13 protein-coding genes and 1 tRNA gene are annotated in these 13253 nt (G+C 65.8%); 6 read left to right on the forward strand and 8 right to left on the reverse strand.

All coding sequences use genetic code 11. The features are described 5' to 3' along the window. Nucleotides 1–13: 13 nt before the first annotated feature. The 8 genes from AC1MB9_RS10460 to AC1MB9_RS10495 form a co-directional block, all read right to left on the reverse strand. Nucleotides 14–442: a TadE/TadG family type IV pilus assembly protein gene (locus AC1MB9_RS10460; protein WP_479961894.1), complete on the reverse strand. Its 429-nt coding sequence runs from the start codon at nucleotides 440–442 to the stop codon at nucleotides 14–16. 3 nt (nucleotides 443–445) lie between these two features. Beyond that, nucleotides 446–625 (reverse strand): hypothetical protein, encoded by a 180-nt coding sequence (locus AC1MB9_RS10465; RefSeq protein WP_479961895.1) that lies wholly within the window; start codon nucleotides 623–625, stop codon nucleotides 446–448. 38 nt (nucleotides 626–663) lie between these two features. After that, nucleotides 664–1602 (reverse strand): type II secretion system F family protein, encoded by a 939-nt coding sequence (locus AC1MB9_RS10470; protein ID WP_479961896.1) that lies wholly within the window; start codon nucleotides 1600–1602, stop codon nucleotides 664–666. A gap of 217 nt (nucleotides 1603–1819) precedes the next feature. After that, nucleotides 1820–2683, reverse strand: a complete 864-nt coding sequence (locus AC1MB9_RS10475; protein ID WP_479961897.1) for a type II secretion system F family protein — start codon at nucleotides 2681–2683, stop codon at nucleotides 1820–1822. Further along, a complete protein-coding gene (locus tag AC1MB9_RS10480; RefSeq protein WP_479961898.1) occupies nucleotides 2680–3912 on the reverse strand; it encodes a TadA family conjugal transfer-associated ATPase in 1233 nt (410 codons plus the stop codon). Before AC1MB9_RS10480 ends, AC1MB9_RS10475 begins: the two co-directional genes overlap by 4 nt. Nucleotides 3913–4073: 161 nt before the next feature. Further along, entirely contained in the window at nucleotides 4074–5414 is a 1341-nt protein-coding gene (locus AC1MB9_RS10485) for a wax ester/triacylglycerol synthase domain-containing protein (protein WP_479961899.1), read from the reverse strand. Nucleotides 5415–5626: 212 nt separating this feature from the next. Further along, on the reverse strand, nucleotides 5627–6427 hold the full coding sequence (locus tag AC1MB9_RS10490; RefSeq protein ID WP_479961900.1) for a 3-hydroxybutyrate dehydrogenase: 801 nt from the start codon (nucleotides 6425–6427) through the stop codon (nucleotides 5627–5629). Nucleotides 6428–6462: 35 nt separating this feature from the next. Next, complete coding sequence (locus AC1MB9_RS10495) at nucleotides 6463–7869, reverse strand: MFS transporter (protein WP_479961901.1); 1407 nt, start codon at nucleotides 7867–7869, stop codon at nucleotides 6463–6465. Nucleotides 7870–8037: 168 nt separating this feature from the next. Between AC1MB9_RS10495 and AC1MB9_RS10500 the strand changes: the two genes are divergently transcribed. The 6 genes from AC1MB9_RS10500 to AC1MB9_RS10525 all read left to right on the forward strand — a co-directional run bounded on the left by AC1MB9_RS10500 (nucleotide 8038) and on the right by AC1MB9_RS10525 (nucleotide 13233). Continuing rightward, nucleotides 8038–8967, forward strand: a complete 930-nt coding sequence (locus AC1MB9_RS10500) for a LysR family transcriptional regulator (protein ID WP_479961902.1) — start codon at nucleotides 8038–8040, stop codon at nucleotides 8965–8967. A 35-nt stretch (nucleotides 8968–9002) separates the two neighbouring features. Next, nucleotides 9003–9084: transfer RNA gene (locus tag AC1MB9_RS10505), tRNA-Leu, on the forward strand. A 295-nt stretch (nucleotides 9085–9379) separates the two neighbouring features. Continuing rightward, nucleotides 9380–11122 (forward strand): carbon starvation CstA family protein, encoded by a 1743-nt coding sequence (locus AC1MB9_RS10510; RefSeq protein WP_479961903.1) that lies wholly within the window; start codon nucleotides 9380–9382, stop codon nucleotides 11120–11122. Further along, a complete protein-coding gene (locus tag AC1MB9_RS10515) occupies nucleotides 11123–11416 on the forward strand; it encodes a cory-CC-star protein (RefSeq protein WP_479961904.1) in 294 nt (97 codons plus the stop codon). Next, nucleotides 11407–12375 (forward strand): ArsA family ATPase, encoded by a 969-nt coding sequence (locus AC1MB9_RS10520; RefSeq protein ID WP_479961905.1) that lies wholly within the window; start codon nucleotides 11407–11409, stop codon nucleotides 12373–12375. The genes AC1MB9_RS10515 and AC1MB9_RS10520 overlap by 10 nt, the downstream gene beginning before the upstream one ends. A gap of 171 nt (nucleotides 12376–12546) precedes the next feature. Further along, nucleotides 12547–13233, forward strand: coding sequence for a DedA family protein (locus AC1MB9_RS10525; protein WP_479961906.1), 687 nt, complete (start codon nucleotides 12547–12549; stop codon nucleotides 13231–13233). Nucleotides 13234–13253 lie beyond the last annotated feature (20 nt).

The raw sequence follows: 13253 nt of genomic DNA on the forward strand, positions 1-13253 counted from the left end.
CGACCCGGAGCGCTCACTCCCCCGCCGTCTCCCGAGCCGCATGGCCTTCGACCTCCAACCCGCGATTGATGCCGATCAAACCCAGAAGCGGCAGCGGGGCGACAACGCGCATCTGCACGGTTGGCACCCCGGCATCGGAGCCGTAACTCGCCGTGATCCCCTGCGCGTAGGCCGGTCCCACCGCGATCTGAATCAAATCACGCGTGCGCGCGGTTCCCTCCGCCAGGCTGCTGTCCGCGAGAGAGGCATAGCGAGCGCCTTCGGCTGCCGCGTCCAGCACGGTGTTGCGCACGTGCAGAGCGAGGGCAAGTTGCATGACCCCGAGCGTGAGCACGGTCAGAAGCGACGCGACCATGACGAACTCGGCGACCGCTGAGCCGCGCTCCGAGGAGGCTCGGGTGGGCGCCCGCACCGCGCGGAGCATCCGTTTCAGGGCGATCACCGCTCAGATGCCGCTGACCCGTGAGATGGCTTGCTCGAAGACACCGCTCAATGCGGGACCGGCGAGGCCCCAGATGATGAGCACCAGCCCGGCCGTCATGAGGGTGATCAGCACCCAGCCGGGAACATCGCCCCTCTCATCGGTGAGGCGAACTGCAAGGCGGCGCATGAGCTGGGACATCATCGTCTGCTTTCCTGAGGAATCACGGTCGAATGGAACGGTCAGAAGCCGGACTGCAAGACAACGAGCCCGGGAAAGATAGCGAACAGTATGGTCATCGGCAAAATGAGAAATACCAGTGGCACGAGCATCGCGACTTCTTTCTTGCCGGCGATCTCGAGCAGGACCCGCTTGGCCTGGTCGCGGGCATCTTGCGCTTGCGCCCGCAGCACTTCGGCGAGTGGGGAGCCGCGGTCGAGGGCTCCCGTAATCTGGTCGACGAGCCGCGTCACCTCCGGCAGCCGGATGCCGCGCGCCAGCGACTGCAGAGCCACCGCGAACGGCACCCCGGTGTGCACCTCGGTCACGACGCCCGCAAATTCCCGGGACAGCTCCCCCGAACTCGTGCCCGACACGCGTCGCAATGAATCAAGGATTCCTTCGCCCGCGGACAGCGACAGGGTGAGGAATTCCAGGATCGTGGGCAGTTCGCTGCGCATACGTGCGAGCCGAGCGGTGGCGGCGCGCTGCAGCAGCCACTCCCGCGCGAGCGCCCCGCCGCAACCGGCGAGCAGGGGCAGGCTGAGCTGAAGCACCAGCGGCAGCGCTCGCACCGCCGGCAACGCCGCGGTGAGCACCACCCCACCCGCCAGGGCGACGAGCCCCCACACCAATTGGCCCGAACGGAACTCGTCGACGGTCCGGCTCGACCCCGACTGCCGCAGGCGTCGTTCAATCGTCTCCGCTCCACCGAGAACACTGGACAACCCGCGTTTGAGCCACCCGAATGCCGGCGAAAACAGGGTGCCGAGAATCGGAATCGGATCCACAGACACCCGGCTGACGAACGCCCGCGCCTCGGCCGACACATCCACAATGTACGGCGCGACCCGATCCGCCAACCGTGGTCGACTGAGCCTCGGCATCAGGCTCACGAGCGACCACAACCCCACCCCGAGCGTGGTGCCCAGCAGCACGGCCCAGCCCAGCGAGGTCGTCACGGGCAGCACCCGCGCCGCCCGCGTCTCTCGGTGCCGGAAACGATCATGGATGCATGATGCCGCGATAGCGCAAGTGATCAGCAGTTATCCACAGGTTGATTCTGAGGATATTTCAGCATCGCGCAGCACGCAGCACGCAGCACGCAGCACCCTGCCGCCACGACGCTCACCGGCCGTCGGATCGCTGCGATCGACGTCACACCGCGCGGACCTGCCCCTAGCGAAACCAGCGATGTTCCTCGGGCAGCCGCCCGAGCGCGACCATCACCCGGTAGGCCACAACAGAGATCACCAGTCCACCGACGATCACCCCGGTGCCCGCCGGAGTGTTGTAAGCGAAAGCGGCTTCGGGCCGCGAGGCCAGCAGCACGAGGATGATCCACGGCGCCGCCACGCCCAGACGCGCGGCATTCACAATCCACGACTGCCGAGCCTCTACCTCCGAGCGGATGGCGGCGTCCTGCCGCAACCAGGCCGCGAGGTTGCGCAGCACCACGGTCACATCGCTGCCGCCCACCTCCCGCGCCATGCGCAAGGTCTCGAGAATGCGATCCGCGACGGGGTCGGCCAGGCTGCGTTTGAGCTCGTCGACGCAGTACGTGAAATTACCGGTGGCCCGATATTCCCGCTCGAACTGCGCAAAGGCACTGCGCGTGGGCGCCGGCCCGGACAGCGCGAGGCTGCTCACGCTATCGGGAAGCGCCAGGCCCGAGCGCAGCGCCGACACGAGGTGGTCGACGACATCCGGCCAGACCGTGCGATTCGCCCGGCGACGAGCCCGCGCCCGCCACGACACGACCAGCGACGGCAACACGAGACCCAGAATTCCGGCCACAACCGACAGCGCCCTCACCGCGAACAGGCCCTGCACGAGTCCGGTCGCGGCAAGCGCAACCACTCCCGAGATCGCCAGAAAGACACCGAGCGGCACGGCGCCCAGGCCCGCCTGCGCGAGAAGGGTGCGCCAGCGACCGACGAGGGTGGGCGCGCTGGACCCGGCCCTGGCCTGCGCGGGCCACATCAGCGGCGACGCCAACAGCACCAGGCCGGCACCGAGCAGGCAGCCGAGCGCGATGATCATGCGGCACCATGCCGCAGTACCTGGGTCGGGTCGAGGCCGCTCGCCCGAAACTTCGCCAGCTTCGTGGGATGCCCACCGGTGGGTTGCAGGTGACCGTCGGGTGAGAGAAAGATCGGGCTTGCTTCAATCATCGGCCCGGCGAGCTGCCCGCTCGGCGCGATGATTTCGGTGACCCGGCGGCGCCCGTGTCGGTCGATTTCGCAGTGCACGACAATGTCGATGCATCCCGCGACGGTGGGCAGCACGAAGGAGGAGTCGATGTTGCGGCCGGCCAGCAACGGCAGCGTCGAGAGCTTCGAGAGGGCATCCCGGGCGCTGTTGGCGTGGATGCTGCACATGCCGGGCAGCCCGCTGTTGAGAGCGATGAGCAGGTCGAGGCTCTCGGCCTCCCGCACCTCCCCCACGATGAGTCGATCGGGTCGCATGCGCAGAGACTCTTTGATCAAGCGCCGCAGGGTGATTTCCCCCGTGCCTTCGAGGCTCGGCTGGCGGCATTGCATGGCGACGACGTCTCGCGCGCTGAGGTCCAGCTCGAACGTCTCCTCCACCGTCACGATGCGTTCGCCTGGCCGGGTGGCCGAGAGCAGCGCATTGAGCATGGTGGTCTTGCCCGCCTGCGTGGCCCCGGAAACGAGGATGTTCTGGCCGGACAGCACGCACAGTCGCAGGAATTCCGCGGCCTGGGTGGTGAGCGAACCGAGCGCCACGAGCTGGTTCAGGTCGTGGATGCGGCGGGTGAACTTGCGGATGTTCACGGCCCAGAATTTGCGGGTGATGTCGGGAATCACGACGTGCAGTCGCGACCCGTCGGGCAGAGACGCATCGACGAAGGGTGAGGACAGGTCGACACGCCGGCCGGAGGCCTGCAGCATCCGCTCGACGAGGTCACGCACCTCACGTTCGCTGAGCAGCAGCGTGGTGAGCTCCGGCACGCCGTCCCGAGCCACGAACACCCGCGCCGGCCCGTTGATCCAGACCTCCTCGATGTCGGGGTCGTCGAGGAACGGCTGCAGCGCTCCGAACCCGGTGAGCGAGGCGACGACCTCCCGTGTCGCCTGGTGCTCGTCGGCGAGCAGCGGCAGGGAACCGCCGAGGGCGCGTTCGCTGTAGCGCCGCACCTCGTCGCGCACGTACTGTTCGGCGAGCGCGTTGTCGGCCGCCAGGTCGACGCCATCACGGCGCACGCGCAGCCGCACCTGCTCGGTAATGATGCGAACGGCCTCAGTCATGGGTGCATGATGCCCCACTTCCCCGTCCGACACCGAGTTATCCACAGCCCCGTTCGCGCCAGTACCTCCCGCACCCGTCCCTACTCCAGGACAAACACGACCGCCGGCACTAGCAACCAACTACGTCGCGCGTCCTCGCGGCAGCGACGAGAACGCGTAACTCACCCGCTCCGCCGCTCAAGCGTCGCGAACTCTTCCGCAAGCAACTCCCGCAGCGCCGGGAGGTCCGGGCAGGCCAGCGGGTCCGCGGCGATCGTCACAGCGACGTCGCCCGCGTAAGACAGCACCACGAACGACACCGTCACATTCCCGGTCGGCACGCTCAGCGGGAGGATCCCGGTGATCGGGCAGCCGAACAGTGACCGTTGGGACTCGGGCCCACGCAGCGTACTTACGAAGGTGTGGATCATCCGTTGCCGGCTGATGAAGCGCTGGTACAGGCCCACCCGGGCGAGCACCCGGAACACCGGGCCGAGCAGAGCCGTGGATGCGCCGGGCGGCTTCTGCTTGGCGCTGCGAGTGAGCTCGGCGACCGCTTTGAGCCGCGTGGTCGGGTCGCCGGCACCGGGGATCGCCAAGGGGATCACTCCGCTGTCATTGCCGAGGTTGCCCGCGCTGGCCTGACGCCGGGCGGAGAACGGCACCGAAATCACGATCGTGTCGACCTGCTCGCCGCGACGTGCCAGCAGATGGTGCAGGGCGCCGGCGACGGCCGTGAGTACAACGTCGTTCACCGTGGCCCCGTGGGCGTGCGCGACACGGTGAACGCGGATCAGCGTGACCCGGATGCCGATGAAACCCCTCCGGGGCCCCGTCGGCCGGTTGAGCGATGTGGGAGCCGCGCCCGCCCCGGCCGTCGGGCGCAACTCGGCCACGGCACTGCCGATCCGGCGAACCGTCTGCGGCATCCGCCGCAGCGAATGGATGCGTCCCCGCGCGGCATCCACGGCCAGCTGCAGAGTCGACGGGCCCGGCCTCGGAAACCCGGGGTGGACCACCTCTCGGACGCCGTCTTCGCTGCCCTCGTCGGCGAGGGCAGCGAGAACAGCCAGCCCGCCGATCCCATCGGCGAGCACGTGGTGGAAGATCAGGATCAGGGCTGCCTCGCCCGGTGTCGTGTCGGTCACCAGAATCGCCGCCCAGAGCGGATGATCCCGCGGCAGTCGGGAGCCGATCAGTTCGGCCGCCAGGCCCAGTACCGCCGGCTCGCCGCCGGGCGGCGGGCACGGGATCGCCGTCACGTGATTGGTGACCTCGAACAAGGGGTCATCCACCCAGACCGGCCGGCCGCATCCGAACGGCGTGTTCTCGAGCCGCTGCCGAAGGCGCGGTACCGCCGCGACGCACTGTCCGATGCGGGCGATGGCACGCGCCGGATCGAGGCCGGCCCGTGCATCAAGCATCAACACCGCCCCGACCTGCATGGGTGTGGGGCCACGCTCAGAAACCAGCGACATCAGGTCGTCGACGGTGATGCGATCAATGGGCGGGGATTCGACCATGCCTTGAACGTATACCCGTCTCAGGTGAGGCTCCCGACTGCACTCGGGGTGCCTTTCGACAGGTTGACCTGGTGTGCGCGAAGGCGCGTCGGCTCGCCACTCCCGTCGCTACTTCAGGACGAACACGACCGCCGGCACCGCCCACCCCCGAAACGACAGGGGCGGGCGGATGCCGGCCGTCAGATCTCCTGAACTAGCGACCAGCCAGGCGATTAACGTGCGGACCAGCCGCCGTCCATCGTGTAGCTCGAGCCGGTGACCATGGCCGCGTGATCCGACGCGAGCCAGGCCACGAGGGAACCGACCTCGTCCGGTTCGACGAGGCGCTTGATCGCGCTTTCGGTCAGCATGATCTTGCTCAGCACCTCCGACTCGGGGATGCCGTGCGCAAGGGCCTGATCGGCGATCTGTTTCTGCACGAGGGCCGTGTTCACATACCCGGGGCTCACGCAGTTGCTCGTCACCCCGTGCTCGCCACCCTCCAGCGCGGTGACCTTCGAGAGTCCCTCCAGCCCGTGCTTGGCGGACACGTACGCGGACTTGAACGGTGACGCCCGCAGTCCGTGCACCGACGACACGTTGATGATGCGGCCGAAGTTGCGCTCATACATCTGCGGCAGCGCCGACCGGATGAGCAGGAACGGGGCCTCGAGCATCAGCGAGAGAATGCGACGAAAGTCGCCCGGGTCAAAGTCCTGAATCGGACTGATCCGCTGGATGCCCGCGTTGTTGACGAGGATATCCACGCCGTCCATCGCTGCGGCCAGGCCCTGCTCGCCGAACTCCTCGGTCCGGAGCAGGTTAACGGCCCAACTCGAACCGCCCACCTCCTCGGCGAGCGCGGCCGCCCCGTGAGCGTCCATGTCGGCCACGATCACGTGGGCCCCCTGATCTGAGAGCGAACGCGTGATTGCGGCGCCGATTCCGCTCGCTCCCCCGGTGACCATCGCTCGCTTGCCTGCGAGCGGGCCGGAGCGGTGAACGGTGAGTGGTGATGGGAGTGTGTCAGTCATGATTCGCCTCTCGAAGGGGGTAGCGGATGGTGCTGCTACTTGACCGGTACGGCCGTGGGCAGTCCGTGCTTGCGGGCGTCGATGGCATCGATCTCGCGCAGCGAGGAGCCCCTGGATTCCTTGAGCGTGAGCACGGCGACGACCGTGATCGCGCAGGCGATCGCGAGGTAGATCGCGACCGGCACCCAGGAGTCGAACTGCTTGAGCAGTGCGACGGCGATGATCGGCGCCATCGAACCGGCCAGGATCGACGTGACCTGGTAGCCAAGCGATACACCGGAGTAGCGCATCCGGGTCGGGAACAGCTCGGCCATGATCGCGGGCTGGCCGGCGTACATCAGGGCGTGGAAGCACAGTCCCAGGGTGATCGCCAGGATGATCAGAACCGGGTTCTCGGTGTCGAACATCGGGAAGGCGAACAGTGCCCAGGTCGCGCCGAGCACGGCGCCGGCGAGGTAGACGGGCTTGCGACCGACCTTGTCGGAGAGGCGCCCGACCTGCGGGATCACGAGGAAATGCACGAGGTGGGCCAGGAGCAGGGCGAACAGCAGCTTGCTGGTGTCGTACTGGTGCACCGTGACCAGATACACGATCGAGAAGCTCACGATGATGTAGTAGAGGATGTTTTCAGCGAAACGCAGGCCCATGGCGCTGAGGATTCCGCGCGGGTACTTGCGTACAACTTCGAGCACACCGTAGTTGACGGCCTTCTGGGCCTCGGCCTGGGCGCGAGTCTCGAGGAAGATCGGAGCTTCGCTGACGTGCGTGCGGATGTAGTAGCCGACGACGACGATGATGGCGGAGAGCCAGAACGCGACGCGCCAGCCCCAGCTGAGGAACGCCTCGGGGGTCAGCAGCGCGGAGCTGGCCAGCAGAACGAGGGTTGCCAGCAGGTTACCGACCGGAACCGCGGCCTGCGGCCAGCTGGACCAGAAACCGCGGGACTTGTTGGGGCTGTGCTCGGCGACGAGCAGCACGGCGCCACCCCATTCGCCGCCAACGGCGAAGCCCTGGATGAAGCGAAGCGCGATGAGGAGTGCGGGCGCCCAGTAGCCAATGCTGTCGAAGCCGGGCAGGCACCCCATCAGGAAGGTCGCGACGCCGACGAGAACGATCGTGAGCTGCAGCGTGTGCTTGCGGCCCAGCTTGTCGCCGATCTGGCCGAAGACGATGCCGCCCAGCGGGCGGGCGAGGAATCCGACCGCGTAGGTCAGGAAGGCGGCGAGGATGCCGTCCAACTCGCTGCCCGCGTTCGGGAAGAAGACCTTGCCGAACACGAGGCTCGCGGCCGTGGCGTACAGGAAGAACTCGTACCATTCGACGACGGTCCCCACCATCGAGGCGGCCACAATCTTCTTGAGTCCGGAGGTTTCGGTGACGTCGCCGCTCCCCGTGCTGCCTGCACCGGGTTTCGCGCCCCCAACTTGCTGATTGACGCTCATGTCAGTCTCCTTCAGTGTCGTCTCTGACACGGGATGGGCCGGCCCAGGGGCCGGCACGGTGTGGGTGGTGGCGCGGGTGCATGACGCAGACGCCTTCACCGAGTATTCCTGTCACCTCGACGTGCAACAAGAACCACTTCGACACACGCTGTGTGCATAATTGCAGATATGACATTTCTGTCCGCGTCACAATCGCCCCCGAACCCCGATGACCTGCTCGTTCTGCTCGCAGTCGCGCGCACGGGTCGGTACACGCTCGCCGCCGAAAGCCTGGGCCTGAACCACACCACCATCTCGCGGCGCATCACCGCGCTCGAGAAGGTGCTCGACGGCCGGCTTCTGTCCAAGACGGTGGGCGGGTGGGAACTCACCGCCCTCGGCATCCGCGCCGTGGAAGCGGCCGAAAACGTGGAATCGGCCGTGGCCCTGCTCGCCACGCCGCTCGGAGCGGCGCCGCAACTCTCCGGCGTCGTGCGAATTTCCGCCACCGACGGCTTCAGCGCGTATATCGCCGCGCCGGCCGTCGCCAATCTGCAGCGCAGAAATCCCAAACTGCGAGTGGAGATCGTGACCGTGACCCGCCGCGCCCTGCAACACCGTTCCGGCCTCGACATCGAGGTGGTCGTCGGTGAGCCTCAGGTGCACCGGGCCGAGGCCTTTCGTCTGGGTGACTACATGCTCGGCATGTACGCCTCACGCAATTACCTCGCGGAGAACGGCATCCCGCAGAGCATCGCCGAGCTCTGCACACATCCGCTCGTGTATTTCGTGGACTCGATGCTGCAGGTGGACGACCTCGATGCGCCGCGACGCATCGTGCCGCAGATGCAAGACTCGATCAGTTCGACGAACGTGTTCGTGCACGTGGAGGCGACGCGCGCGGGGGCCGGCATCGGCTTTCTGCCCTGTTTCATGGCCGACCAGCACAGCGACCTCGTGCGCCTGCTGCCCGACGATTTCAAGGAGCAGCTTCCGTATTGGATGGTCTTGCGACCGGATTCACTGCGGCAACCCGCCGTCGCAGCCGTCGTCAACGCCCTGCGCTCCCAGACGGCGGCCTTCGCCCATGTGCTGATGGGTCGCTCCGTCGCGCAGTGACGGCGGCGTAATGAAAGTAGACTGGCACGGTAATTGCGGGAGTGGTGGAATTGGTAGACACGCAGGATTTAGGATCCTGTGCTTTCGAGCGTGGGGGTTCAAGTCCCCTCTCCCGCACCGTGGGACGTTCGGAGAAATCCGGACGTCCGTTGGGGAAATGGGTCGAGACAACCGATATTGGTTGTCCGGCCTATTTTTTTACCCGAATGCGGGTCGGCGGCGGTCGTCCGGCCGCGCAACCTCTGCCGCACTCACCCGGGTCCCGCTCGGATTGAAATATTCCGGTCAGACCTGATACCTTCGGGAAGTCTGATTGGCATCCTTTTGTCCTCAAGCGCAAAATTTGTGTCGGTCCAATCCCACTGGCGGACGCTGCCGTCTGCAGTGGCTTAGCAAAGAGGGGGAGAACTTCTTGGGTTCCCTAGTTCTGATGATCATCGGTCTGGCCGTCATGGCGGCCGGCTACTTCGTTTATTCCAAGTTTCTCGCGCGCAAGGTCTTCAAGCTCAAGGACACCTTCGTAACCCCGGCTCACGAGCTCAAAGACGGCGTGGACTACGTACCCACGAACAAGTTCATTCTGTGGGGCCATCATTTCACCTCCGTCGCCGGAGCTGCCCCCATTGTCGGACCTGCGATTGCCGTGATCTGGGGCTGGCTCCCCGCCTTGCTGTGGGTGACCCTCGGCACCGTATTCTTCGCCGGGATGCACGACCTCGGCGCGCTGTGGGCCTCGACGCGTAACAAGGGACGCTCCATCGGCGGCCTGTCCACCCGATACATCGGAAAACGCGGGGCCAACCTGTTTCTGGTCGTGATTTTCCTGGTCCTGCTCATGGTGATCGCGGCATTCGCCGTCGTCATCAAGAACCTCCTCATCAGCACACCGGGAGCGGTCATTCCCGTGTGGGGCGCGATTGTCGTCGCCCTTCTGGTGGGCGTGGCGGTGTACCGGCTTCGCTGGCATCTGCTGCCCGTTACCGTCGTCGGCGTCGCAGCGCTTTATGCGCTTATCGTGCTTGGCGACAAGATGCCGGTGGTGCTCCCCGAATCGACGCTGGGCATGTCGCCCGCCACATTCTGGATTGTCGCTCTGTTCGCCTATGGGGCGATCGCGTCGCTTCTGCCGGTGTGGGTCCTCCTGCAGCCGCGTGACTACATCAACGGTGTGCAGCTCTTCGTCGGCCTGATCCTGTTGTTCGGATCCGTTCTGCTGGCCACGCTGTTCTCCGCAACACCGCCGGCTATCGTCGCCCCCGCCATCAACATGAACCTTCCCGCGGGCACACCAGCCATGATTCCGCTGCTGTTCGTGACCATTGCGTGTGGCGCCATCTCGGGGTTCCACGGCATGGTGGCCTCCGGCACCACGTCGAAGCAGCTCGACAAGGAAACGGATGCTCGTTTCGTCGGGTACTTCGGCGCCATCGGTGAGGGCCTGCTCTCCCTCGGAACGATCCTCGCGGTCGTCGGTGGATTCAAGTCGGTTGCCGAGTGGAATGAGATCTACAGCTCGTTCGGCTCAGGCGGAGTCAATGCCTTCGTTCAGGGCGGTTCGACGCTGATGCAGAACGGCATCGGCCTGCCGGCATCACTGAGCGCCACGCTGTTGGCGACCATGGCCGTGCTGTTCGCCGCAACCACGATGGACACCGGAATGCGGCTGCTGCGCTTCGTGGTCCAGGAAGTCGGCGTCACCTTCAAGGTCAGGATCGGCAACATCACGGCGACCCTCATCGTCGTGGCACTCGGGCTCGGCCTGACGTTCTCCCAGGGGCTCGGAGGCGAGGGCGGCCTGCGCATCTGGCCGTTGTTCGGAACCACCAACCAGCTCATGGCGTCGTTGACCCTGTCGATCATCGCGGTCATGCTGATCCGCAAGGGACGCAACCCCCTCGCGGCGTTGATACCGCTGGTGATCCTCTTCGTCATGGCATTCTGGGCAGCGATCGTGCAGCTTGGCAGCTTCATGAATCCCAGCGACCCGGATTGGATGCTCTTCTCGCTCGACGTGATCATCATCGTGGCCAGCGTGTGGGTCGCCGTCGAAGCGATCATGGCAATGCGCAACGCCAAAAAAATGGTTCCCGAACACGAAGACGAAGACGAAGACGCGAACGTGGATCTGATCGGCACCAAGGCGACGTCCAACTAGATGGAACCTGTGCAGATTGGCCGGCGCCGGGAGATCTTCTCCCGGCGCTGGTCCGCGTTTTGGGAGGGCCTGCACGAGTTCTACGTGGGCCCGTACCGTCAAATGTTCAAACGGGAGCAGCAGGCCGAAGACGACCTGTTCATGATTGCTGTCCTGGGCGAGGCTCTCGGCGTGCCCGACCCGGCCGCGTATTACACCGCCGAACTCATGCCCGCCCTCTGGGAGGACTTCCATGCCTGGCATCGCCGGATAGGAATCCCCCGCTCACCATTGGACCACATCGGATGCTGCTGACACTCGCCGGCGAGCGGAAAGTGCTCTTCGTCGGAGGCAAGGGCGGAGTGGGCAAAACCTCCGTGGCATCCGCTTTGGCTCTTGCTCGTGCCCGGAACGGCGGACGGGTGCTGCTCGTCTCCACAGATCCGGCACACAACCTCGGACATATCTGGGACACGGTCTTGTCGGATGCCGCCGCACGGGTTTTCACCGCATCCGATGGATACGTGGACGCCGTTGAGATAGACCCGCGCGCCACCATCGAGCGGCATTTCACGGTGGTCAGCGCCACGATGATGAAGCTCCTGCCCGAGCGGCTGCACCGTTCGGCGAAGGCGCACCTCGAGCTGGCGAAGACCGCGCCGGGCAGCCACGAGTCCGCCGTACTCGAACGGATCGCCGAGCTCATCGACCATGGTCTCGACGCCTATGACCTCGTGCTTTTCGACACGGCGCCATCGGGCCACACGCTGCACCTGCTCAGCCTGCCGGAGAAGTTGACGGGGTGGACGGAATCGCTGCTCGCCAGCCGCTCCAGATCGGACCGATTCGCCGCGGCGGCCCGAGGAATTGTCGGCGGTGAAGACCCGGAGGCCGCAGCCGACTCGGAGCTGCGGCGCACATTGATCGCCCGCCGTGACCGGTTCGCGCGCATGAGCACGACGATCACCGATGGCACCATCACGGGCTTCGTGGTCGTGACCGTCGCGGAAAAGATGCCGGTTGCCGAATCCCTTGACATCGTCGGTCAATTGCACGATTTGGGCGTCGACGTCACAGCCCTTGTGGTCAACCGCCGCTCCCCTGCTGACGCCGGCGCCTTCCTCGCGGAACGCAGGAAACGCGAAGATGCTTGTCTCCACGAGCTCCGTGGGCACCTCCCTACCGTGCCGATGACCGAACTGCCGCTGCTGGTTCGAGACATGACCGGAGAAGATGCGTTGGAGGAACTCGCGGCGCTACTCAGCGCGGCCTAGAGTTTCATCACCCGGCGCCGATGCCGGCGGCGTCGGCTTCCCACCGAGGTCGGATGTGCTTTGCTTACAGACCACCGCAAGGGCCGTCCTGCGGGCGAACTATCGATCAAACGCGGTACTCTGGGCCACGACGGCTCATCCTTGAGACGTCGTCAACTGGAGTAGTCACCTGTGATTCAAACCGCCTTGATTCCCTGGCTGGATCCGAACCAGATTATCAATTCGGCCGGCCCGTGGGCCCTGCTTGTCGTGTGCGCCATCGTCTTCGCCGAGACCGGTCTGCTGGTCGGGTTTCTGCTGCCCGGTGACACCCTTCTCGTGATCACGGGCCTGCTCGCCTTTCCCGCGGCGGGAGTGATCCCCATCGACATCTGGTGGGTGGCTCTGGCCATCGGTTTGGCCGCGTTCCTCGGTGGCGAGGCCGGATACTTCATCGGGCACAAGTTCGGGCCGCACGTCTTCGAACGCAAGGAATCCGGCCTGTTCAGCATCGCAAACGTGGAGCGCACCAATTCGTTCTTCGTGCGCTTCGGCGGGGTGGCCGTCATCGTCGCCCGGTTCGTGCCCGTCGTGCGCACGTTCGCCCCGGTTGCCGCCGGCGTGGGCAAAATGAACTACCGCAAATACACGCTCTACAACCTGATCGGCGCTTTGGCCTGGGGTACCGGGCTCACCTACACCGGCTACTTCCTCGGCTACATCCCACCGGTCGCGGACTTTGTGACGAGTTACATCGACCTGATTCTGCTCGGCGCCGTCGTCATCACGCTCATACCGACGCTTTTTCACTACGTGCAGTCCACGGTCAAGGCCCGTCGTGCGGCGCGCATCGCGCTGATGGACCGCCCGGAGGTCTAGCACAAGCAGGCGCACCGGCC

The sequence above is a fragment of the Cryobacterium sp. AP27 genome, from assembly GCF_056680495.1.

What these genes read in the sequence shown, in the direction of transcription:
- AC1MB9_RS10465 (WP_479961895.1), bottom strand. Translation starts at nt 625, where the DNA reads ATGATGTCCCAGCTCATGCGCCGCCTTGCAGTTCGCCTCACCGATGAG.
- AC1MB9_RS10475 (WP_479961897.1), bottom strand. Translation starts at nt 2,683, where the DNA reads ATGATCATCGCGCTCGGCTGCCTGCTCGGTGCCGGCCTGGTGCTGTTG.
- AC1MB9_RS10480 (WP_479961898.1), bottom strand. Translation starts at nt 3,912, where the DNA reads ATGACTGAGGCCGTTCGCATCATTACCGAGCAGGTGCGGCTGCGCGTG.
- AC1MB9_RS10485 (WP_479961899.1), bottom strand. Translation starts at nt 5,414, where the DNA reads ATGGTCGAATCCCCGCCCATTGATCGCATCACCGTCGACGACCTGATG.
- AC1MB9_RS10490 (WP_479961900.1), bottom strand. Translation starts at nt 6,427, where the DNA reads ATGACTGACACACTCCCATCACCACTCACCGTTCACCGCTCCGGCCCG.
- AC1MB9_RS10495 (WP_479961901.1), bottom strand. Translation starts at nt 7,869, where the DNA reads ATGAGCGTCAATCAGCAAGTTGGGGGCGCGAAACCCGGTGCAGGCAGC.
- AC1MB9_RS10500 (WP_479961902.1), top strand. Translation starts at nt 8,038, where the DNA reads ATGACATTTCTGTCCGCGTCACAATCGCCCCCGAACCCCGATGACCTG.
- AC1MB9_RS10515 (WP_479961904.1), top strand. Translation starts at nt 11,123, where the DNA reads ATGGAACCTGTGCAGATTGGCCGGCGCCGGGAGATCTTCTCCCGGCGC.
- AC1MB9_RS10520 (WP_479961905.1), top strand. Translation starts at nt 11,407, where the DNA reads ATGCTGCTGACACTCGCCGGCGAGCGGAAAGTGCTCTTCGTCGGAGGC.